We start from the raw sequence: 19,802 nt of genomic DNA on the forward strand, positions 1-19,802 counted from the left end.
CTCCTATCTTCCAAAAGCTTTCCGAAGCGCTGCATTGAAAGTTGCATTCACATCATCAGAAGATCCAGCACCACTTCCACCAGAAGAACCGGAAGACATACGCATCTGGCTCTGTGTTCTTGTATACTGTGGTTTGTCTTTCAAATACTCTTCTGCACACGCCTTAAAATCTTTTTTATCAGTTACATTTTTCGATATCTCGTGCAGTAAGAAATCTTCATATTCCTTCTGCACACCAAGACCAGAAAGTACTGCCTTGTTTTTGATGCCGGTCAGTTCCGCAAGTGCATCGTCTCTCTGTTTTTCAATAGCTGACACATTCGGTTTCTGTGCTTCCTGTTTCTCCTTGAAGTCACGAAATGCTTCCTGTGCCTGTTCTGCAGTCATCCCGTTCTGCTGAAAATAATTGGTCAATGCGGATCTTTCGGCACGTCCTGCTCTTTCAGAAGCGATCTGTTCAGCCTGTTCGTAGCTGTATGTAATTCCACCAGATCCTCCTGTGCCACCATTTCCACCGTCACCGCCATCTGTAAATTTCTGTAAATCCAAATAAAAACCGTAACTCATACGTATCTCCTGTCCGCTTTACGCCCGTCGGCACTCTCCGAGCTTTTAAAGGCTTCACGTTTTGGCCGTATAAACAGCTACGCAATTTGCAGCTGCCATATCACATATTCCCTATACTGTTCTGTTAATGCTTTGATTCCATTCACAAACGTTTCTACAATAAGGTTGGATGCTTTTCCCGGATTCAATACATGGCACTCAATCAGACCATCATCCTCTCTGGTATCCACATAATAATGTTTCTTCAGTGTCTCCAATGAGGAAAATGTCAGAATGGACACAGCTGCGCATACAATATCTGCTCCCTTTTGCGCATACCCGGCATGACCTTTTACTATGATGCCGGATATATAACCAGATGTATTTTCTTTTATCGTTACTTCGATCATGCCTGTCGCCCTCTCATATCCATATACACACGCTCTGTCTGTGTCTCAAATCCAAACTTTCCACAGAAATGCCGGTACTGATACAACTGACCTTTATATTTTGCCTGTGCGCTTGTGATCTCGTCTTTATCAGCCTCTCCCCATTTCAGTCCCTGTATGGTATCTCTCTGCGCTCTCATGTTTCTTTCCATCTCACGCTGTTTCTGGGTTAGTTCATAAGTGGTATACTGCTTTCCCTGCCATTCCTTTGGCATATTCTCTGATCTTGCCAGCTTATCCAGATCCGCATCACTCCAATTGCGCTCTGAGATCCCAGGAATGAACGGATAATAGGTGTGGTAGCAGTTCCATCCATTCAAGCCACCACCCTCACCAAGCCCACACACGCTTCTCAGCTGTTCCGAACTGTAGACACGCCCTTGCCATGATTGATGGTTCAGATATCCGCTACCAGTGTTCCTGGCTCCGGCATGAGCTTCCACCTCAAAGCAATCTGTACCAAGCTTCTGTGCATTGTATCTGGATATATGCCCGGTAAGCTGTGATACACCGGTCATGACAGACCGTCTGGCAGCTACTTCGATTCTGTCTGAATGTCCAGATGCATACGTTACTCCTGTCGTGCGAAGTCCGCTGTTAGCCATCTGCTTCACTGCCCGGCGCAATGCTGAATTATAATCAGATGCGCCCGTGATGATCTCCATACAGGCTTGATCTATGTATTTCTGATAGTATTCAGCAAGTGGCGTGAATACGATCTTCCCACCCATATTGACCGCATAGCCCAGTGAATTGGGAATATTCTTGAACTCGTCCAAGGTCTGCTCTCTTAGTGTCTCTGTGATCTGTTTCAGTTCCTCATTGTCCTCATACGGAATAAATTTTGCACTGACCTGCTCATAGATCTCTGCTTTTCGTACATATTCCCATTCAATCACCTTGTCGTAGATCTCATAAACTTCTGCATAAGTCAGCTTCAATCTCTTCTTGATCTCACGCTCGATCTCTTCTGTCGTGGCTCCCATGCCAACCAGACGGTTGATCTGCCAGTCGGCAGTAGATGTGATCTCTCCCGCCTTTTTGATTCGTCTGCACACATCCTGCATCACGAACTCTCCGACCTCCTGATACATCTTTTCCAGTCTGAGTGGCAGTCCCTCTTTTTCTCCTGGCGTCATTCAATCACATCCCCATTTTCAACCACTTTCTTCTTGGCCTGCTCTTCTGTCTCGCCGTACCACTTCATACGGTATTCCACAAGGCTCATGGCTCCCATAGCAACATCTGCACGGTCGCTGGTTCTTTCTGATTCCTTATCTTCAATAATGGAATCGTCAAAATCTATCGCTATTTCAGCATCCGATTGCAACCCTTTGACGCCAATGGCCGTTCCAAGTCTTGCAATCGTTCTGACCAGTTCTTTGATCGCTTCATCAAGCACAAGTTCATGTTTACATACCGTCCGGTACATATCGCTGTCCTCTGATATCACCTGCGTTGCTGTCTGAATGGTTCCCCGATCAAATTTATATCGGTTCTGTCCAAATCCGCACTTGAATGACAAGAGGTTCAGATCATCCTGTATTGCCTTGGAGTGTTCATCCACACGAAGCTCCATGTTTACTTCATGGATTGCATCATTTTTTTCCAATGTATCTTCTGGTAAAATGTAAAACACAACATCATTCTCATCGAACACCGCATCACCGTTTTTGTTTTCCGCTATTTCCGGTGCAACAAATAATCTTTTCTTACCAAGCGAAAATTCATTGGCGTAGGAATCATATTTCAGATCAATGCTCTGCAGTACACTCAGGCTGTTATAAAAGATGCTCATCCCCATCGGGTTTTCATTGTCATCGCCGAAATTGTTGGCAATGTTCAGCTTATCAATAATGAATAGCGGATATTCGCTTCCAGTCGCAATCTTTGGTGCCATGTTCTGGAACGGTGGATAATCCGACCATTTCTCTGGTAGTATCTCAGTACCGCTCCCACTTGTATCACGGACTACATGGTTCTCAACCACATAAAGACCATTTTCCTTTTTGTGTATCTGCAGGTGATAATATACTTTGCCTTTGTATGTTTTTCGGAAACGGAATACGCATTCGCGGATGATCCCGTTATCCCATGATACTGGGAATATATTGGATGCCCTCACGTAGTCGATCCGAATATCCCCGCCCTCAATATGCTCATCATCATAAACGGCTGCTCCATCCACCTGTACCACATACGCCACGGTTCCGAGCGCTGCTTTCAGTTCCTGGTACTCATTTGATTTATGCTGCCATCTGTTTCTTTCCAACACTGCATTCACAAAAATGCTTGTAGGTTCATCATTTATGGTTATTTTCACCCGCTCATTCATCAGTAGATCGGCCATATCAGACGAAACCTGTGCAGCCATACCTAAAGATAATCTTCTGCATACGATTTTGTTCTGTCCGTTGTAAATGTTGTATCTGTGGAAGTGGGATACATTGGATCTGTACCAGGAATCCCAACTGTCAATCAGGGAATAGAACGATGAATCAATCGTATCAATCCCCAGCTTTTTACTAAGGAACGTATATATGTTCATTACTCTTCATCCTTTTCACTTACTGGTAAATATTTTTTCAATTTGCTCCATGCCCACATCACTGCGTATCTCAGTGCATCAGGTCCGTGATCTCCTACTTTCACCGGTACTTCTTTCCCGGCATCCAGTGCCTTCTTGTCATATTCATAAGTCTGCATCTCATCAATCAGATGTTCCTGTGACGGATCCAGATGCAGCAGACCATAATTCAATAGTTTCTGTACTCTTGATATTCCAAGAGCCACATCATTCATCTTGCCCTTTCGCTCATCCATCTGGTCCTTGAATACCACGGTACATGGCAATGATCTGCAAGTCCTTTTACACTCCTCTTTCAATCCCTTCGCTGACGGGTCCAGGATCACATAGAATGTGCCACACGAATACTTTTCGTGAAGTTCCTTGACCATATCTTTGAGTGCTTCTGCATATTCTGAAGGACTTTTCTGTTTTCCTGTATCTCTGCCGGAATGATAGAACTCCGTCAGCCCCTCAAGCCCGGGATGCAGCACATCAGGATTCAAACCCAGTGCCTGGAATGTAGTCGCATTTTGCTGTCCATAGTCCCCACCGACCACAATCAGGTTGTACGTCTTTCTCAGTGGCTTTCTGATATGCTTCTCACTGAACATGTAATAGATTGCTTCATCTACACCTGTGCACAGCCCAAGCCAGATCCATCTGTACATCTTTTCATCAAGAGCCTTTAGAGCTTCAGCAGCCTGCACCAGCTTCTTACCTATCCACGAAATGGGTACATCTCTATAGTCTGTGTGGATATGTAGCACATCCTTACGCTTTTTCATCTTGTCCAGCCATTTCATGATCGGTGCATTCGGATTTCTCGGTGGGTTAAACATGGTAATCATGACGAACTCACCATCATTCCCCCTGACGAACGTTGCTTCGATGTTGTTCAGTTCATCTTCACCCTCACCAACCTCAAAGAACTCTGTCAACTCATCCAGAACTACGAACTTGATCGGTTTATTCTCGTCAATGATGCCCTTTGTGTCATCCACAGAATCAGATCCGGCAAAATACACCGTGTTACCATTCTTCTTGTATCTGACTTCCATAGGTGACTTTGTGATCTCATAAGCCCGCCTTTTATCAATCCCCATACGGGATATGGCTCTGATGAACTCTTTGTAGACTGTTTTCCGCAGTTTGTTATGTCTCTTTCTCAGGATGATACCGGAGCAATCAGGATCTTGCACAATCTTCGAATTGGCTATGATCGACACTCCGGAAGACTTTGCACCAGCACGGCCAGATGTCAGTATGATCCACGAATACTTATGCGCTTTTATCACATCATCAAATACTTGATGATACGGCTCTATCAGCTGATCCTTGATTCTTATCTTCTTCATACTCAATCGTAAACGAGTGTTACTCCATCGTCCTCGTCATTGTTTCCATTGTTCTGGCGTCTCAGCCGTTCGATTTCCTGTTCGGTTTTGGACTGTCTTAGTTTCTTTTCATTCTGATCCTCAAACATACCAAGATGCTTTCCAAGCAATTCCAATGCCTTTGTTTTGTCATAAGTTTTAATCTCAAACCCGTCTCTCCCTTTTTTGATGACTGCAATGGCTCTTTTCTGTTCTTCTGTCAGATCATCTGTAATGGTCGGTTCTACCGTTCTGTACATTATCGGATCACCATTGGCATCTGTAATAATCTGACCAGCCTCGTCTATAGCCTGTTTTTCAACGATCCTTGCATAATCTGATGCTTTCGAAAAAGCAATCATTGCAAGTTCATTTATGATACGTTCCTGGGTTACATCTGCCCGCTCACATACCTTCTTGCTATGTTCATCAATCTTTTTTCTAATTTCAGCATTCTTCAACAACCTTTGTCCTTGTGAGTATGCTGTCTTCTTACTATAGCCAGCCCTTATGGCAGCCTGTGTTGCATTCCGGTCAATCCTGTACTCCTGGCAGAATCTTTCCTGTCTTTCGGTTAACATAATTCAATCACCACACTTCTGTTGTCCTCCGTATTATGATTTAGGCGCACACTTCTGTGTACGCCATAGTATAAAATAATGGAAGGGTGAGAAACCGGCATACTGGATTCGAACCAGTCATTGCCCCACTGCCGGCTACAGAACCATGTTCCCATGGACGCACGATCAGATGATCCAGCCCCTTTTTACCTGTCAGGGCTTATTCTAAGGAGGGAAATCTATCGCATGAAAAATCCACTCTTCATATATTGTAGAGTGGATTCCATGTCCTCAAGCATCAATTTATTCATATTTCATTTCTTTTCCTACAGCATAGACAAATCTGCTCAGCCATCTCTGCACAGTCGCCCGTGATACATGAAGCTGATCCGCTGCACCCGTAATCCCATAAGTATCATCGATATAAACCATATGTACTGCCTTTACTATGTCAATACCATCAGGGCTGTTTTTCAACTTTTCAAATGTGACATCTATGGCTTGTTTGAATCTCTGTTGCATTTCTGCTCCTGATTCCAGCTTTTTATAATTCTTGATCATATCCAGCACTGACGGATACCAGTATTTTTTATACCTTTTCCGATTCGGCATTTGCATCACCTCTCTTCGCAACATGCACATCATACGGCTTTCTACGCATCCACTTCATAGCCTCTTCATTCGGATGACGGATCGCCGGTTCTGTGTTCTTGATCCTTGCTATCTGTCCCTCGCTTTTCTTCTTCTTTCTTTTCCACATAATCCCCCCTATGTTGTTTTTCCCACAGTTGTAAGCTTCTTCGCATATCTCCGCTTGTCGGTGCATGCAGCCTCATTTCTTTCATTTCTGAAATAACACCTTCCAGCAATACCGAGAACTCCTGTGTGTTATATGTACTGGATCCGAAATAACACAGCATCTGAACCGCATTCTGACCATTTACTTTAATGTCTCCAATCACTTCGCACTCACGCCACTGAACCTTCATACTCTCGACCGCCTCTGGTTTCACAATGATATATGTGAACTTCCCGTATCTTCTAAGCATCCTCAGATAAACGGCCCACTTATCCGTATTTAAAGCAGCTGCAATATCTCCCAGACAAGCCCATAACATTGCATTGGCATCCAGTGACCTTCGTTTTCTATATTTCTTTGCCTCTATCGTCAGGATCTTTCCCTGGATGTCATCATACTGGCCGGTCACATCTTCAGATGTCTCAAACGTGATCAGGAGCTTTTTTGTCAGGAAGTCCCGTGTTATTCCAGCCACTTTACCTGCAAACTTCATGATTCACTATCACGCTACCCTTTCCCCTGTCTCCAGATTCAGTTTCAATTCTTCTTTGAACATCGCAATAATCGACTGATCATCCAGATATGGCTTTTTGCATCTCGGTTGTCTGACTGCATAGCATCCGATCATATGCTTGATCTTATCCAGTACCTCATTGACCTTTTTCGTTGATACCCGAAATTCTTCTTTCAGAATAACGACCATAGGCAAAATATTCGCCAGTATTACCGCATCGAGGTATCGGATACCTTCATTCGTTGTGATGGTAACAGGACATAATGCCCGCTTTTGCACTTCCGGTATGCTCCTGATCCAGTCCTGATATTTGATTTTCTTTGCTATGCAGTAGTTCTGCATGGCTTCTGTGGTTATGTCTGTACATGCATCGTCATGCCATTTTACCTTCATATCTATGGCCATACTGTAAAACTTCCTGAGCCGTTTCTCTTTGAACCCCAGCAGATCATACAGTGCCAGATAAGTCATCCAGCAAATACTTGTCGATACCGCAAGCATTGCTTTATCTTCTGCCTCTTTTTTGTTGTACTGGTTAATCAATTTCTGATTGATACCCAGATATCTTCTGGTTCGTTTCTGGGCGCTGTTCTTTTTTAATTTATTGCTCATTTCCCCTCCTACACAAATGATACCTGACCGTCCGTTCCAGTATATAATATTGGCGCAGGGCATCTTTCTCCTACTTTGAGGTATCCGCAGTTTGCTTCTACCAGTTTCTGCGCCATAACCGGCACAACACTGTTCCCAATTCTGGCAACCTGTTTTGTTTTCGGATATTTTTGCCATTTATAATCTCGGTCAATGATATAATCTTTTGGAAACCCCTGTGCCAGCTTCAGTTCTTCCGGCTGTAGCATTCTCAGGTATATATCCATAATCGCATATTCGTCTCCCATGACCGTAATCAATGCAAACCTGTCCTTTGTTACAATGGTATGCAATGGCTCTTTCATTGACTGTCCAGTACCGCATCCGTAATATTCCATTATGAATTGAGATACCCAGGTAGCTTTCTGCGCTATTTCCTGACTGATTCCCGCTTTCTTCAATTCTTCCCAGTTCACCATCAATATGGAAATCTGTCCAAAATGACCAGGGCTGGTGGTTATCGTATGCAATGGCTCTTTCATTGACTGTCCAGTACCGCTCTTGTAGAACTTTTCAAGGAATGCCATAACCAGACCATACCGATTACTGGTATCTATCGTCTGTAACGGATCAGCTATATTCTGCCCTCTTACCCCTGATTTCGTTGTTTCTGAGTGATACTGGATAATGTATGGCATAATCATACCGAAGCCATGTTTTCCTGTTATCGTTGGCATAGGATCATGCACACTCTGCCCACGGAATGTCTGACCACCATGATTTACCTGAACTATGAAAGGCTCCGGGTTACGAAATACAAACTTTTCCAAGCCCTTTGCTGTTCTGCTCATGGTATTGTGAGCAAGTGGCTTCTTTCTTCCAAATATGGATTCTCCCAAGTCCCCGTAATTTAATATACTGGATACTGGCACCCATTTTTCTTTGCCATCTGATCCGGTTTTACTATGAGTAGGTTCCGGCCATACAATTTCCTTTCCGTCTCTGCGAAACACCGCATACCATCGTTTTCGTGTAGTCGGTGCCCCGTAATCTGCTGCCACCAGTTCCCTGCTGTCGAACTTATATCCCAGGCTTTTCATGGCTGTAATGAACTTCTTGTAATCTTCCCCTTTGCGCTCCGGTATTGGATGTCCTTTCTCGTCTAATGGCCCCCATTGTTGTATTTCTTCCACGTTCTCCATAATGATTACATCCGGGAGAATTGCTTTTGTGTGCTTATATACCGCCCACGGAAGTATCCTCAGACCGTGTTTTCTCGGCTGACTGCCTTTCGCTTTGCTGTGGCTGGTGCAGTCCGGTGACGCCCACATGAGCGCCACATGTCTTCCCCTGACATATTTTTGCAGATTAACTTTAAAGATGTCCTCTGTCAGATGCAGCGTTCCAGGATGATTGGTCTTATGCATCAGGATGGCATCTGGATCATGGTTAATAGCTATATCCACCGATCTTCCCAGTGCCATTTCTATTCCCACCGATGCTCCACCTCCCCCGGCGAATGCATCAATAATGATTCCGTCCTGCATCTTACTCCCCTTTCATCTCATTCAGCTTTGCTCCTGCCTCTTCCCTAGTAAGGAATATTCTGGTTCCAATATTTGCAAGCATTTTAAGTTCAAATGCAGGCTCTATAATCTTGTATACCTTATAGGCATTTTCACAGGGTTCATCATTGGTGCATTTGCTCCATTCTCCAATATCCTCAAACGGACATTCAAAATCATACTTGCATTCCTCTATGCATCGTGGGATATATACTTTTTCTCCGATCTTACACGGCAGCTTCACAAGCCGTTCCTGTGCTTCCAGTTCCCTGTACTTTATCAGTTCTTCCAGATACTCTGCTACTTGCTTATGCTCCCAGTATTCTTTCACCGAATTAATCATTGGTGCTGTATCAAGATAATCAGCCTTAACATTTCTCTCGTACATCTCTGTTTTTCTTTTGCAATGATCAAGAATCTCTTCAATCGTTAATCTTTCCATTTTCTTTTAGGAGCAAAGGATCCTTTTGTGCTGGCCAGCAAATCTCTTACCCCTTTCTATTTTCTAATTAAACGGCAGTTCCTCACCAAGATCATCCGGTATGTTCATAAAATCTTCTCCACATGCCTCATTGGTTTTCGATCTGTTCTCACGATACCCTGACTGCTGAAGCGCTGCTTCGTCTCTTGCTTCCAGATCTGCGCTGGATGCATTCTTACTCTCAACAAAATCGTTTTCTTCTACGACCACATCTACCGTGTATACCTTCTGCCCGTCACGGTTTGTATAACTGCCAGTCTGCAGTCTTCCACTGATCACAATTTTCATGCCCTGGCGAAAATACTTTTCCGTAAACTCTGCATTTTTTCCAAAAGTAACACAGGAAATAAAATCAGCTGACTGCTGTCCCTCCTGCTTATATCTCCTGTCTACCGCCAAGGTATATCTTGCCACTGCGGTAGCATTCTTACCTGCTGAATATCGTACTTCCGGATCTCTGGTCAACCGTCCCATGAGAATTACTTTATTCATGATTTTTCTCCTTTTCTTCCATCATTCTCAGTGCTTTCACTGCAAGCTTCACAGCTTCTTTATGGTCATTCACACTTTTTCCTAATGGATTTTTCAGATAATCAATTGCTTCTTCTACTGTCATGCTGTCCCTCTTCTTTCATTGCCGGTGCAGTAGTGTTACCGCACCGGTATAGATATTATGAGATCACTGTGAACTCTGGATACTCTGCCAGTTCTTTCTGCAAGTATTCCTTGATCCGTCTCGTTGCTTCCATCATCCAGGCTCCACCATCTGCTTCAAAGATGGCACACTGGATACCATCATATTTGTCAGACTTCATTCTGAAAATAAAGTCTGATTCCGGCTGTTCCACTTCCAGGAATGTCCGGTATGGTTTCAGTTTTACCGGATTAGGCACAATGGCGTCTGACTTTGATGCAATACCGGTTTTTACGGATGCTTTCTGTGATACGCCATCATCCCCGTACTCTGTCACGGTTCCATCTTCTACGGTACCGGAAAACTTCAATACCAGCGCACGGTCATGCTCGTCAATAAATTTGGACTGCAGTGCAATCGTAAACGCCTCTTTATCCATAAACTTATTGAATGAAAATGACGGAACTCTCGCCGTTACCGCAACCAGGTCTTCACGGTCACGATTCACATTCAGCTGTGAATAAAGCTGTACTTTTGTAGGGCTGCACACATGTACAATCATCTTACCCGGCATGGTATCAATCTTTCCCTTAATGTAGTCCAGAAAACTTGTAAGTGTATTCATCTCGATTTCATTGTCCGCTCTGTAAACAGGAATGCTTGCTTCTACCTGTTTCAATGACCGATCTGAGAATTTATGCTTTTTCCCTTCTCTGTCTTCAATCTCATAGATGTTTGGTCTGCTGAGTCCTACTACATATTCCAGTGCTGCTCTTAAATCCATTTCTTTTACCTTTCTCGCTTATCTTGCGACCTTTCTAAAATCTACCACGTTATCAGTTACAATCTCACCAGTCTCCACATCCACGGCTTTTCCGTCTATCTCTTCGATCTGCTTCGGCTCCTGGAAATCATTGATGCTCATCTGCCCTTTAATCTGCTTGCCATATTCCTCAGCAAACAGTTCGCCGGTTCGTAAGTCCTTGCCAATGGCAAATTGTGTCCGCATGGATGCCTGTGGTGCCAGTTTCTCTGCCACATCAATATCACAGGAAACCTCGTCCCGCTGCTCATTTTGGGTGAATGACAGCTTGATGTTAATAGCACGCTTGATCTTGAAAGAGGTATTGGCATCCTGCATATTCTCTACCACTTTTTCAAATGCTCTTTCAAATTTCTCCTGCAAGGCACCCCCAACAATGCTCTGCAATTCCACTTTGTTCATGTTGTTTGTTTCCTTTCGTTTTTATTTTATAACCTAGTCTGTTCAATGACTGTGTAGTTATAACCATGGTTCTTTAAAAATCCCCCCAGTTCTCTAATCCGTCCCACAGGTTCACGTACATCTATTACAACTTTATACATCGGCTGTGGTTCTTCTGGCTCTTCCTGCTTTATTTCTGATTTTACCGGTTCCGGTTTCTGCTCTTGTACCGGCTCTGGATTCGATTCTTCCTTTGGTGCCGGATGCTCAGCAGCATAAATTCTTTCTGCCCGTCCTTTTATTGTGGCAATAATGTCCTTTGTTTTGAAATTGGAAGAATCTATCAGATTCTGGAAATCGATAATATCCATTTTTGCAGTGATTCTTTCGTTCTCACTGTCAATCACACTCTGTATGATATCAAGCCGTTCCTGTTCACGCTCCTGCTCCACTCTCAGAGCAAATGCTCTGGTCTCTACATCTTCCCTCACTGCTTTCTCCGTTGCCGTCAGATTCGTGTATTTATCAACCACGAATAATCTATTTGCATACTTTTCATTCAGCCCGGCGCTTTCCACAACTTCAGCAATGATTGTTTCTGCTTTCTCCCGCTTGTCATCCTTTTTCGCATTATCATAGACCTGAATGCCCTCTTTGATCGGCTGTTCTACTTTCTCGATCAATGCAACCAGATCTTTGCACTGTGCTTCGAACACTTTGATCGGGGCTTCCAGTTCCTTTTTCTTATCCTTACGGTATCTATCAATGGTATTTCTCAGCCCGGCCAGTTCTTTCTGTGCTGCCTTGCATCCCGGCAGCGTTTCTTCTGTAATCACCAGAGTGCTGTATTCTTTCAATTTGTTTTCTAGCTCAGCTTTCAGTTCTTCGTAATTGATTTTCACAGACGGTAACACCAATTCTGCATCAAAGCTCAGACCTTCCGTTGTGATTTCTTCCTGCTTTGCAGTGTGAATATATTTCAGCTTCGGTATTACATCTTCCGGTACTTCGCTTTTAGGAATATTCACATCTGTGACTATCAGTTCCGCTTCTCCGTGCTGGGTATCTGCATACACTTTCTGGCCATACTGCACATCTTCTTTCGTCAGGTATGTGTACTGGCGTCCATATGGCTCTCCATCTTTGATAAATTTTGCTTTTATAAGCTTGTCCATGTTTTTCCCCTCCTAAATTCCCAAATCTACCGGCTTGTCCGGTGTTTTTTCCAGCGCTTTCATTGCCTTCATCCAATCGATCAATTTCATATCATCCAGACTCCTGATCTTGTACCGGTCAAGGAGCATCTTCTCACCTACACCTTTTTTCTCCATGACAGATAACAGGGTTTTCTTTTTCATCCCATCGATCAGGTCATTGGATGGATCATAATCTGGCTGCTGATCCGGCTGTCCCTTTATGTCCTCATAAGTATCTGCATCTGGATCTTTCATTTCTTCCGTTGGGATGCAGAACACCTGGAAGCAGGCATATTTATATGCAACGCTCATGGCTTTGTTTGTAGCCTTGTCTCCTGTGTCCATAGCCTCACCTATTACACTAGCTTCTACGAAACTTTCATCATCGGCATAAAACCGGTATGTCACATGCAGTCTGCTGTAAAAGATCACTGTGCCGTTATGATTTGTTCTTTCTGTCCGATCTTCTTTCTCTACGATAGGGACTGCGAACACACCATTTTTGATCATCGCCGGCTGTAGCGCATTATAAATCTGATCGATACCACGGAACTTATACTTCTGCTGATCGTTGAACCTGTCTTTCCCGATATGTCCAACATCTGCCATCACGCCCAGGATTGCTTTATAAATCTTCTTTTCTCCCATGGCTATGCACCTGCATTCTTTTTCTTATTTTCCTCAATGTCCTTGTGGACTGCAGCATACAGAAGTGCACAGTCTGCGCAGTCCTCTTTTTTCATGCCTCTTTTCTGCAGTCTTTCAAGTACCATGCTTTCCAGCATCTCTGCCTGTTCCAGGCTTACCCATAACGTCATACTCTCACCCTTTCCGCAACATATAAGCTGCTACATTTCTTTTTGTCTCTGTGTCATACACTTTCCCTGTGACGATCACGTCACCGTCTTCCACCAATTCCGTCAGTCTCGGCTGTACCGCCTGCCGGATCGGATAATCTACCAGTCCGTAACTGTACAGTTCTGCTGCGATCTCACGGGCTGTGAGTGGCTTTTCGCTTCCTGCAAGTACAGCTGCAACATTCTGGCAGGATCTCTTGCGGTTCACCAGTTCATTGCTTTCTCTTCTGGTCCTTGCTGTTGTTGCCGTCTTTGCTCTTTTCATGTTTCCCCCTTATAACACGCTTTTGTTAAAGATCTGCCGGAACTCTTCCCGGCTGTGCGTCTCTTCAAACTTTCTTTGCGCTATTTTTTTGACCTCTTCATCGACTGCATGGTTTCTGTGGACTGCATTTTTCCCGTTTCTGTGGCAGCTGTCACCGCACAGCCAGACGGTTAATCCATACTGGTCTGAATACTTTCGGAACGGTCTGCCATAAAAGCAGTGATGCAGTTCCAGTCTGTCCGGTCCGCAGGTCATAGCCCGTCCACAGATGAAGCACTTTTTCTCATTCTGCAATATGCTTTTCATCTTCATCACCATCCCAGAGTACCGATGTGCTCATATATGCACTGTACATCAGCCATGCAAACGGAACTGCGGATAATACTGCACCAGTCCATCCCGTCTCTGCCGGCAGTCTCAGTGCTGTGATCCACATGACCGCCATCGATGCTATAAATATCTTTCTCATGCTCTCCCCCTCAGTCTGTAATTCTGTGTATCTGCTCCAAGTGTCACTATGTACTCTCGGCTCATTTCCACCAGCCGTGAGGCTGTGGCTTCGTCTATCTCCATCATCTCCGATACTGTCCGTTCCGTAGTCAATACAATCGGTAACCGTGCCAGATAGCGGTGATTTATGATCTCATACATGATGTTGATATCTGATTCTGTGATCTTGCCCTTGAGATAATCATCAATAAACAGGACTGCTGCATTCTTATATGTGTTGATCCTGTTGCTGTAGCTAAAGTCATCCGTGACCACCTGTTTCAGTGCCGTGATCTCCTGCCGGTATGCCATGTACTTGACCTCGATGTTATTCTTGATCAGGTTGTTGCAGATGCACAGCCCCAGCATAGTTTTTCCCCGCCCGGATGCCCCACACAGGACTATGGAATTTACCCGCTGTCCCTGATTTTTCAAAAAACACCGGTAATACATGATCGCCGTATTTCTGGCCTGTTCCAGTGATTTTTCCTTGAATGTCTGGAAGTCTGCAAAACCTTTTCCCTGATCCTCTTCGGATATCCCACTGGCACGCATCAGCCTTTTGGCTCTCTTCCGTGCCTGGCACTCACAAGGTCTGGCATACTCTACGCCATCTTCTACATACAGGACCATTTCTGTATCCTTGCAGACCGGGCATTCATACACCGGCTTTTCTCCTGCAGGCGTGATCTGCTGTACCACCCGCTGTGCAATATCAGAAATAGTCAAGCCCTTCACCCTCTTTCAATGGCTCCGCCGGTCTGCAGTTATCCAGATACGAATAATCCTGTTTCGGGGATGCCCTGTTTTTCCTGCCATCGTAATTACCTTCAAGTACCTTCGCCATATTCTGGTCTTTGATCAGCCAGTCAAAGGTTGCTGACCAGTTCCGGTTGTTGCTGCCTTTCAGAAAATCACTGTCTTCTGCTTTTTCAAACAGTTCTCTAAAATCATTCAGACTGAATTTTCTAAGTCTTGCCTTTATTGCTTTCAATCTGGCAGAAGATAATGTTCTGAGTTTTGGATAAGAGCGACAGATCTGGTTATAAAGGTCTACAATCTGCTGTGCAGATGTCTCTTTACCTCTCTCTTTCTTATCATCTATATTTTCATCTATATTATCTTCTATATTATTAGGTGAACTTTGTTCACCACCCCCATGAACTTTGTTCACCACCCCCGGTGAACTTTGTTCCATACCCCCGTGAACTTTGTTCACCACCAGTGAACTGTCAACCGTTCGGTACTCGCAGACCTTCACACCTTTTATGGTGCTTTCTTTCTTGACCAGATACCCTTTTTCGATCAGGGACTGCAGATTCTTCAATACGCCTCTTCTTGTACTATTCGTCCAATCAGCCAGATACTGAAGGCTGCCACTGAAAGTCTGATCCTCTGCCTGGGAAAATCCATATATACAGGCATAGATCAAAAGCTCATTCCCCTTTAGCTGAAGGTCCGTAACCATCCAGCCCTGAATTGCTATGAATCCCTCTCTTGTCACTTTGCTGTCTCCCATCAGTACCACAACCCCTCAACTTTTACTTTTTCAATTTCCTGAAAACGCATTGCATTGATAAAATACGAATATCTATCTTCCGATGTCTTAACTGCATATCCCCAATCATATTTTCCCTGTACCAGACCTTTTCTGATTGTGGTGTGGTTTACCCTCATCAGCTTTGCTACAGTTTCTACGGATAATCGTGGAATCACTCCGTCTCTCAGGTCAGAAGCCGGAAGTACAACTACTGTCCGATCTTGCTTACTGAAATAATCCGATTCCAGTCCAAGTGCTGTAGCAATCTCGCTCTGCACTTCTTCTGATGGGATCTGCTTGCCAGATAAATACTGGCTCACAGACGCTTTACTCTTTCCGGTAAGCCCACACACCTGAGATTGATTCAACCCAAGTTCATCAATTGCTTTTTTCAGCTTTTCGCAGAAACGCATGTTTCTATCCCCTCTTTCTGTGCTTTTTCTTTCTGGCGTACCATTGCCTCACCCATACCAAGCAAATAGCCTTTGTCAAAATCAGACATATTAGGTACTGCTGTTGCTATGGTATCAAGAATCTTTTTTTCTTTTTCAGACATATCGTTCACCTCTTTTCATACTTGTTTTTGTGAGTTCTCTTTTCCTTCACTTTCTTCTTTCGTTTTTGTGTTTTGAATGGTGATTTCTTACCAGTAAAATGATTAAAATTACTTACCGTTCCCATATTAACCACCTCATCTATTCCATAATCACATTGTCGCAATGTTTACCAATGCCAATATTTTGATCATTGCCAATGCAAGCATTGCGACAATTGCAAAAAATGCAATTATTTTTTCTCTCACTCTTCACCTCTTTCTGCCCTGCCTCGTCAACACCGGTGGGGCGGTTCCGGTGGACAGTCAGAAGTGACCGTTTCGGCTATTTAAGAAGTTCGCCTGTTATTGTGTTAAATAATTCATGATATGAAGTAATACTGATTTCCTCGCCTGTGGATTTACGTTCTCTCAAAACTATATCTGCAACAGTAAACTTTTTATCTGGAGTAATGAATCCGTGTTCTTTTACGTACTTCCACATTTCTTTTAATGCTTTATTCCGGTCTTCGTCATAAAACAGACATATATACTTAGGTTCTCCGAAATGTCCAATAACCGGTTCGTAATCCTGCTGTTTTAATAGAACATCATAAATGACTGACATCTCTCTTCCTCCTTTTCCTTGTAAATATTTTGACATTATGTTAAAATCTGACTATGCCAAAGGCATGGAAAGGAGCGTGGTCTTTTTGACCAAACTTTTGACTTTGCCTGCTCTCTTAAGATAGGGTCGCAACAGTGGCACCAACGCACTTTAAACTGGGTTAATGTAAATTACTGATACGGCGTTACGCAACTCAGAGAAGGAGTATAAAACGCACGAGACGGCACTCATTAAAATGCTTCACCGTATCAAGTGTTCCTTATCATTTGTCAGCGATTAGGCATGATGCAGAACCAAAACTGCGAAAGTGACAAAGTATTTGATAGAAACATAAGGCATCATCTTGTGTGATGAAAATCTGCAAAGTGCATAGAGTAAACAAATTTGGCAAGTGGCTGGTAGGAATGATGCTCCTATCAGCTATTTTGTTTTTCATTTCTCTTTCTTTTCATTTATCACAAAATATTTCAGTCGATATTCCCAATGCTTTACAGATACTGAGAAATTCATCTGCTCTCAATTTTCTTACCCGTTTCTTATTTCCCACGCTGTTATACAACTGGCTGTATGTTATACCAGAGATTTTTGAAAGCTCTGAAAGATTGATTCTGTTATCTTCCAGATACTTTCCAACCCTTTCCGTTGTTTCCTTTACAATCATTTTTCTAGCTTTCTTCCTCCTTTCCTGCTTGCTTTGTTGGTATATTGCAATTATATGTTGGTTAATATCATTTGTCAATAGTTTTTTGTAATTTCCCAACATTTTGTAATTTACCAACATTTTGTGTTGATTTTTTTTCAGACATATAGTACAATTAGTAACAGAAAAGAGGTGAACGCTTAAAATGAATGAAAGGTTGAAAAAATTAAGAAAAACCTTAGACTTAACTCAGCAAACTTTTGCCGATAGAATTGGAATAGCCCGTGGAAATGTTGGAGCTTATGAAGTTGGAAAAAATGCACCGAGCGATGCTGTTATTTCTCTCATATGCCGAGAATTTAATGTAAATGAAAATTGGCTCAGAACAGGTGAAGGCGAAATGTTCATCGAAATTCCTAGAGACGATCAGATCGCTTCATTTATCGGCGATATTTTAAAAAGTGAAGATGATTCCTTCAAGAAAAGATTCATTGCTATGCTGAAGGCACTGGATGAATCTGATTGGGAAGTCTTAGAAAAGATGTCTTTGCTTTTAACACAGGAGAAAGAGTAAAGAAAAAGAGGCTGAACTAATTCAGCCCCAGGATTGCCTTGATGTATATGTAGATCAGGCGCAGGCGCCGTTCATCTGCCATATCAAGCATTTCCATTATTTTTCTTTTGTAATCCAAAACACCCATCTCCCTCATGTCCTACACATCCCGGATGTAGTAGCGATAATGCAATTATCGAACATCTGTTTGTGTTTGTCAAGTGGTAATATCTGGAAATGGAGATGGGGCATAAAAAACCGCCCGGTGCTGGTAACACCGAACGGTTTTACATAGATTACTGTACAGTTGTAAAACTGGTACATTCATCTCTCAACAAGTAGATTGTACCACATTTTTCCTACACCTGTACAGGTGTATTTTTTATACTCTTTTTTACGAAAGGATGATGAAATTATGGCTGAAGGTGTAAGGAAAAGAGGTAAGACATGGTCTTACTATTTTGATGCTGCCAAGGTTGGCGGTGAAAGAAAGAAAATTGAAAAAGGCGGATTCCGAACTCAGAAAGAGGCTCTGGATGCCAGAACTGCTGCTATGGCACAATATAACAATACCGGTCGAAACTTTGAGCCAAGCAAGATGAGTGTTGCGGATTATCTGGATTACTGGCTTGAAAATGTAATCAAAAAAAATATTGATCACGGATACAGCTATAATACTTATCGGGATTATGAAACCAAAATCCGGATTCACATTAAGCCTGCATTTGGTCAGTACCGGCTTAGCAGTTTCCAATATGCTCCAGATGTAGTGCAGGACTGGATCTATGATCTGAAGAAAAAGGGATTATCAAAAAGTATGATAAAAAACACTTTGACCTGTCTTCAGGGTGCCTTGAATTATGCTATCCTGCCACTTAAATACATACAGGCAAATCCATGCATTCCTGTCAAAATTGGGAAAATGCCGGTGGATCAGGATGCCAAGGCTCATGCTGAGTATATCTGTCCTAAAGAAGAGTTTGAACGGATATTACAGCGTTTTCCAAGTAATAGCAATTTTCATATATCCTTGATGGTTCCATACCACTTAGGAACCAGAATCAGTGAAACCTTTGCAATTAACTATCTGGAAGATGTTGACTTTGATAATCATGAGATCACAATCCGTAACCAGTTAATAAAGATTGACCGCACATGGTATTTCAAGGCGCCCAAGTATGATTCTTTCCGAACCATAAAGATGGGCGCTACTCTGGAAAAAGCTTTAAAAGACGAAACGATCCGTCAGAAGAAAAACCGGCTTCGTTTTGGCTCTCAGTATCTTCGGACTTATGTACTGCCAGACCGGTCCATCACCCAAGTTCGAAGTGATATCACAGTGCCGTATAAAGAAGTCATGCTATTATGCGCCAAAGAAACGGGGGAACTTCTTACTCCCGAATCATTCAAATACTGCGCCAGAGTGATCCACTATGAACTCGGCAACGTACTCTTTCACTCTCACTGTCTGAGACATACACACGGCACAATCTTGGCTGAGAATGGTGTGAATCCTCGAACCGTCATGGAACGTCTTGGTCATAAAGATATTGAGACAACACTACAGACTTATACTTTCAATACAGATGTCATGCAGCAGACGGCAGTTGATGTCTTCGAAAAATCTTTACAGGCATAAGAAAAACGATTGAATACATTTGAAAATGTTCAGTGTGTTCAATCGTTTTTCTGTTCATTTCATCAATTTTATTTCTGTGGGTGGCAAATCGGTGGCAAATAGACTGAACTCGCCACCTTGAAGCCTTGAAAACAGCTTATTTACGGCAAAGTTTGCAAATAGTCTCAACATGCACCGT

The 19,802-nt window shown here is 43.1% G+C and carries 29 protein-coding genes; 2 read left to right on the top strand and 27 right to left on the bottom strand.

The window, feature by feature from the left end; all coding sequences use genetic code 11:
• Positions 1-3 precede the first annotated feature (3 nt).
• The 27 genes from H8716_RS15520 to H8716_RS15645 form a co-directional block, all read right to left on the bottom strand.
• The gene (locus H8716_RS15520) at positions 4-567 is read right to left on the bottom strand and encodes a hypothetical protein (protein WP_249309909.1); all 564 of its coding nucleotides are present in this window, start codon (positions 565-567) and stop codon (positions 4-6) included.
• A gap of 77 nt (positions 568-644) precedes the next feature.
• Positions 645-956, bottom strand: coding sequence for a ribosomal-processing cysteine protease Prp (locus H8716_RS15525; RefSeq protein ID WP_249309910.1), 312 nt, complete (start codon positions 954-956; stop codon positions 645-647).
• Complete coding sequence (locus tag H8716_RS15530) at positions 953-2,134, bottom strand: phage minor capsid protein (protein WP_249309911.1); 1,182 nt, start codon at positions 2,132-2,134, stop codon at positions 953-955. Before H8716_RS15530 ends, H8716_RS15525 begins: the two co-directional genes overlap by 4 nt.
• The gene (locus H8716_RS15535; RefSeq protein WP_249309912.1) at positions 2,131-3,543 is read right to left on the bottom strand and encodes a phage portal protein; all 1,413 of its coding nucleotides are present in this window, start codon (positions 3,541-3,543) and stop codon (positions 2,131-2,133) included. The genes H8716_RS15530 and H8716_RS15535 overlap by 4 nt, the downstream gene beginning before the upstream one ends.
• Entirely contained in the window at positions 3,543-4,919 is a 1,377-nt protein-coding gene (locus H8716_RS15540) for a PBSX family phage terminase large subunit (RefSeq protein ID WP_249309913.1), read from the bottom strand. Before H8716_RS15540 ends, H8716_RS15535 begins: the two co-directional genes overlap by 1 nt.
• A gap of 2 nt (positions 4,920-4,921) precedes the next feature.
• Positions 4,922-5,518: a terminase small subunit gene (locus H8716_RS15545; RefSeq protein WP_249309914.1), complete on the bottom strand. Its 597-nt coding sequence runs from the start codon at positions 5,516-5,518 to the stop codon at positions 4,922-4,924.
• 282 nt (positions 5,519-5,800) lie between these two features.
• Positions 5,801-6,109, bottom strand: coding sequence for a helix-turn-helix domain-containing protein (locus H8716_RS15550; protein WP_249309915.1), 309 nt, complete (start codon positions 6,107-6,109; stop codon positions 5,801-5,803).
• A 65-nt stretch (positions 6,110-6,174) separates the two neighbouring features.
• A complete protein-coding gene (locus tag H8716_RS15555) occupies positions 6,175-6,771 on the bottom strand; it encodes a recombination protein NinB (RefSeq protein ID WP_249309916.1) in 597 nt (198 codons plus the stop codon).
• Positions 6,772-6,798: 27 nt separating this feature from the next.
• On the bottom strand, positions 6,799-7,422 hold the full coding sequence (locus H8716_RS15560) for a hypothetical protein (RefSeq protein ID WP_249309917.1): 624 nt from the start codon (positions 7,420-7,422) through the stop codon (positions 6,799-6,801).
• Between the two features lie 8 nt (positions 7,423-7,430).
• A complete protein-coding gene (locus H8716_RS15565; protein ID WP_249309918.1) occupies positions 7,431-8,948 on the bottom strand; it encodes a DNA cytosine methyltransferase in 1,518 nt (505 codons plus the stop codon).
• A gap of 1 nt (position 8,949) precedes the next feature.
• On the bottom strand, positions 8,950-9,354 hold the full coding sequence (locus tag H8716_RS15570; protein WP_249309919.1) for a hypothetical protein: 405 nt from the start codon (positions 9,352-9,354) through the stop codon (positions 8,950-8,952).
• A 117-nt stretch (positions 9,355-9,471) separates the two neighbouring features.
• Positions 9,472-9,939, bottom strand: a complete 468-nt coding sequence (locus H8716_RS15575) for a single-stranded DNA-binding protein (RefSeq protein WP_249309920.1) — start codon at positions 9,937-9,939, stop codon at positions 9,472-9,474.
• Positions 9,932-10,063 (bottom strand): hypothetical protein, encoded by a 132-nt coding sequence (locus H8716_RS17655; RefSeq protein ID WP_283243182.1) that lies wholly within the window; start codon positions 10,061-10,063, stop codon positions 9,932-9,934. The genes H8716_RS15575 and H8716_RS17655 overlap by 8 nt, the downstream gene beginning before the upstream one ends.
• A gap of 55 nt (positions 10,064-10,118) precedes the next feature.
• The gene (locus H8716_RS15580; protein WP_249309921.1) at positions 10,119-10,865 is read right to left on the bottom strand and encodes a hypothetical protein; all 747 of its coding nucleotides are present in this window, start codon (positions 10,863-10,865) and stop codon (positions 10,119-10,121) included.
• A gap of 18 nt (positions 10,866-10,883) precedes the next feature.
• Positions 10,884-11,306, bottom strand: coding sequence for a hypothetical protein (locus H8716_RS15585; protein WP_249309922.1), 423 nt, complete (start codon positions 11,304-11,306; stop codon positions 10,884-10,886).
• 26 nt (positions 11,307-11,332) lie between these two features.
• Entirely contained in the window at positions 11,333-12,460 is a 1,128-nt protein-coding gene (locus H8716_RS15590; protein ID WP_249309923.1) for a DUF1351 domain-containing protein, read from the bottom strand.
• Positions 12,461-12,472: 12 nt separating this feature from the next.
• Positions 12,473-13,129 (bottom strand): ERF family protein, encoded by a 657-nt coding sequence (locus tag H8716_RS15595; RefSeq protein ID WP_249309924.1) that lies wholly within the window; start codon positions 13,127-13,129, stop codon positions 12,473-12,475.
• A gap of 2 nt (positions 13,130-13,131) precedes the next feature.
• Positions 13,132-13,299, bottom strand: a complete 168-nt coding sequence (locus H8716_RS15600; RefSeq protein WP_249309925.1) for a hypothetical protein — start codon at positions 13,297-13,299, stop codon at positions 13,132-13,134.
• Positions 13,300-13,303: 4 nt separating this feature from the next.
• Positions 13,304-13,603 (bottom strand): hypothetical protein, encoded by a 300-nt coding sequence (locus H8716_RS15605; protein ID WP_249309926.1) that lies wholly within the window; start codon positions 13,601-13,603, stop codon positions 13,304-13,306.
• 9 nt (positions 13,604-13,612) lie between these two features.
• The gene (locus H8716_RS15610) at positions 13,613-13,909 is read right to left on the bottom strand and encodes a hypothetical protein (protein WP_249309927.1); all 297 of its coding nucleotides are present in this window, start codon (positions 13,907-13,909) and stop codon (positions 13,613-13,615) included.
• Entirely contained in the window at positions 13,887-14,072 is a 186-nt protein-coding gene (locus H8716_RS15615; protein WP_249309928.1) for a hypothetical protein, read from the bottom strand. Before H8716_RS15615 ends, H8716_RS15610 begins: the two co-directional genes overlap by 23 nt.
• Positions 14,069-14,821: an ATP-binding protein gene (locus H8716_RS15620; RefSeq protein WP_249309929.1), complete on the bottom strand. Its 753-nt coding sequence runs from the start codon at positions 14,819-14,821 to the stop codon at positions 14,069-14,071. Before H8716_RS15620 ends, H8716_RS15615 begins: the two co-directional genes overlap by 4 nt.
• On the bottom strand, positions 14,808-15,611 hold the full coding sequence (locus H8716_RS15625) for a helix-turn-helix domain-containing protein (RefSeq protein WP_249309930.1): 804 nt from the start codon (positions 15,609-15,611) through the stop codon (positions 14,808-14,810). Before H8716_RS15625 ends, H8716_RS15620 begins: the two co-directional genes overlap by 14 nt.
• Positions 15,611-16,045: a helix-turn-helix domain-containing protein gene (locus H8716_RS15630; RefSeq protein WP_249309931.1), complete on the bottom strand. Its 435-nt coding sequence runs from the start codon at positions 16,043-16,045 to the stop codon at positions 15,611-15,613. The genes H8716_RS15625 and H8716_RS15630 overlap by 1 nt, the downstream gene beginning before the upstream one ends.
• Positions 16,024-16,188, bottom strand: a complete 165-nt coding sequence (locus tag H8716_RS15635; RefSeq protein ID WP_249309932.1) for a hypothetical protein — start codon at positions 16,186-16,188, stop codon at positions 16,024-16,026. The genes H8716_RS15630 and H8716_RS15635 overlap by 22 nt, the downstream gene beginning before the upstream one ends.
• Before the next feature lie 322 nt (positions 16,189-16,510).
• Positions 16,511-16,792, bottom strand: a complete 282-nt coding sequence (locus tag H8716_RS15640; protein WP_249309933.1) for a hypothetical protein — start codon at positions 16,790-16,792, stop codon at positions 16,511-16,513.
• 448 nt (positions 16,793-17,240) lie between these two features.
• Positions 17,241-17,555 carry a helix-turn-helix domain-containing protein gene (locus tag H8716_RS15645; RefSeq protein WP_249309934.1) on the bottom strand — a complete coding sequence of 105 codons (315 nt, stop codon included), beginning with the start codon at positions 17,553-17,555 and terminating at the stop codon, positions 17,241-17,243.
• Positions 17,556-17,637: 82 nt separating this feature from the next.
• Between H8716_RS15645 and H8716_RS15650 the strand changes: the two genes are divergently transcribed.
• Entirely contained in the window at positions 17,638-18,006 is a 369-nt protein-coding gene (locus H8716_RS15650) for a helix-turn-helix domain-containing protein (RefSeq protein ID WP_249309935.1), read from the top strand.
• 394 nt (positions 18,007-18,400) lie between these two features.
• Positions 18,401-19,624 carry a tyrosine-type recombinase/integrase gene (locus H8716_RS15655; protein WP_249309936.1) on the top strand — a complete coding sequence of 408 codons (1,224 nt, stop codon included), beginning with the start codon at positions 18,401-18,403 and terminating at the stop codon, positions 19,622-19,624.
• Positions 19,625-19,802 lie beyond the last annotated feature (178 nt).

The organism is Jingyaoa shaoxingensis (assembly GCF_014385005.1).
Lineage (GTDB): Bacteria > Bacillota > Clostridia > Lachnospirales > Lachnospiraceae > Marvinbryantia > Marvinbryantia shaoxingensis.

Coding starts and splice junctions, on each gene's coding strand:
- H8716_RS15565 (WP_249309918.1), bottom strand. CDS start 8,948: ATGCAGGACGGAATCATTATTGATGCATTCGCCGGGGGAGGTGGAGCA.
- H8716_RS15635 (WP_249309932.1), bottom strand. CDS start 16,188: ATGTCTGAAAAAGAAAAAAAGATTCTTGATACCATAGCAACAGCAGTA.
- H8716_RS15645 (WP_249309934.1), bottom strand. CDS start 17,555: ATGTTGGGAAATTACAAAAAACTATTGACAAATGATATTAACCAACAT.
- H8716_RS15640 (WP_249309933.1), bottom strand. CDS start 16,792: ATGTCAGTCATTTATGATGTTCTATTAAAACAGCAGGATTACGAACCG.
- H8716_RS15580 (WP_249309921.1), bottom strand. CDS start 10,865: ATGGATTTAAGAGCAGCACTGGAATATGTAGTAGGACTCAGCAGACCA.
- H8716_RS15615 (WP_249309928.1), bottom strand. CDS start 14,072: ATGAGAAAGATATTTATAGCATCGATGGCGGTCATGTGGATCACAGCA.
- H8716_RS15625 (WP_249309930.1), bottom strand. CDS start 15,611: ATGGGAGACAGCAAAGTGACAAGAGAGGGATTCATAGCAATTCAGGGC.
- H8716_RS15525 (WP_249309910.1), bottom strand. CDS start 956: ATGATCGAAGTAACGATAAAAGAAAATACATCTGGTTATATATCCGGC.
- H8716_RS15570 (WP_249309919.1), bottom strand. CDS start 9,354: ATGTACGAGAGAAATGTTAAGGCTGATTATCTTGATACAGCACCAATG.
- H8716_RS15650 (WP_249309935.1), top strand. CDS start 17,638: ATGAATGAAAGGTTGAAAAAATTAAGAAAAACCTTAGACTTAACTCAG.
- H8716_RS15550 (WP_249309915.1), bottom strand. CDS start 6,109: ATGCCGAATCGGAAAAGGTATAAAAAATACTGGTATCCGTCAGTGCTG.
- H8716_RS15540 (WP_249309913.1), bottom strand. CDS start 4,919: ATGAAGAAGATAAGAATCAAGGATCAGCTGATAGAGCCGTATCATCAA.
- H8716_RS15560 (WP_249309917.1), bottom strand. CDS start 7,422: ATGAGCAATAAATTAAAAAAGAACAGCGCCCAGAAACGAACCAGAAGA.
- H8716_RS15535 (WP_249309912.1), bottom strand. CDS start 3,543: ATGAACATATATACGTTCCTTAGTAAAAAGCTGGGGATTGATACGATT.
- H8716_RS15575 (WP_249309920.1), bottom strand. CDS start 9,939: ATGAATAAAGTAATTCTCATGGGACGGTTGACCAGAGATCCGGAAGTA.
- H8716_RS15520 (WP_249309909.1), bottom strand. CDS start 567: ATGAGTTACGGTTTTTATTTGGATTTACAGAAATTTACAGATGGCGGT.
- H8716_RS15595 (WP_249309924.1), bottom strand. CDS start 13,129: ATGGGAGAAAAGAAGATTTATAAAGCAATCCTGGGCGTGATGGCAGAT.
- H8716_RS15605 (WP_249309926.1), bottom strand. CDS start 13,603: ATGAAAAGAGCAAAGACGGCAACAACAGCAAGGACCAGAAGAGAAAGC.
- H8716_RS15630 (WP_249309931.1), bottom strand. CDS start 16,045: ATGCGTTTCTGCGAAAAGCTGAAAAAAGCAATTGATGAACTTGGGTTG.
- H8716_RS15545 (WP_249309914.1), bottom strand. CDS start 5,518: ATGTTAACCGAAAGACAGGAAAGATTCTGCCAGGAGTACAGGATTGAC.
- H8716_RS15590 (WP_249309923.1), bottom strand. CDS start 12,460: ATGGACAAGCTTATAAAAGCAAAATTTATCAAAGATGGAGAGCCATAT.
- H8716_RS15610 (WP_249309927.1), bottom strand. CDS start 13,909: ATGAAAAGCATATTGCAGAATGAGAAAAAGTGCTTCATCTGTGGACGG.
- H8716_RS17655 (WP_283243182.1), bottom strand. CDS start 10,063: ATGACAGTAGAAGAAGCAATTGATTATCTGAAAAATCCATTAGGAAAA.
- H8716_RS15600 (WP_249309925.1), bottom strand. CDS start 13,299: ATGACGTTATGGGTAAGCCTGGAACAGGCAGAGATGCTGGAAAGCATG.
- H8716_RS15530 (WP_249309911.1), bottom strand. CDS start 2,134: ATGACGCCAGGAGAAAAAGAGGGACTGCCACTCAGACTGGAAAAGATG.
- H8716_RS15585 (WP_249309922.1), bottom strand. CDS start 11,306: ATGAACAAAGTGGAATTGCAGAGCATTGTTGGGGGTGCCTTGCAGGAG.
- H8716_RS15655 (WP_249309936.1), top strand. CDS start 18,401: ATGGCTGAAGGTGTAAGGAAAAGAGGTAAGACATGGTCTTACTATTTT.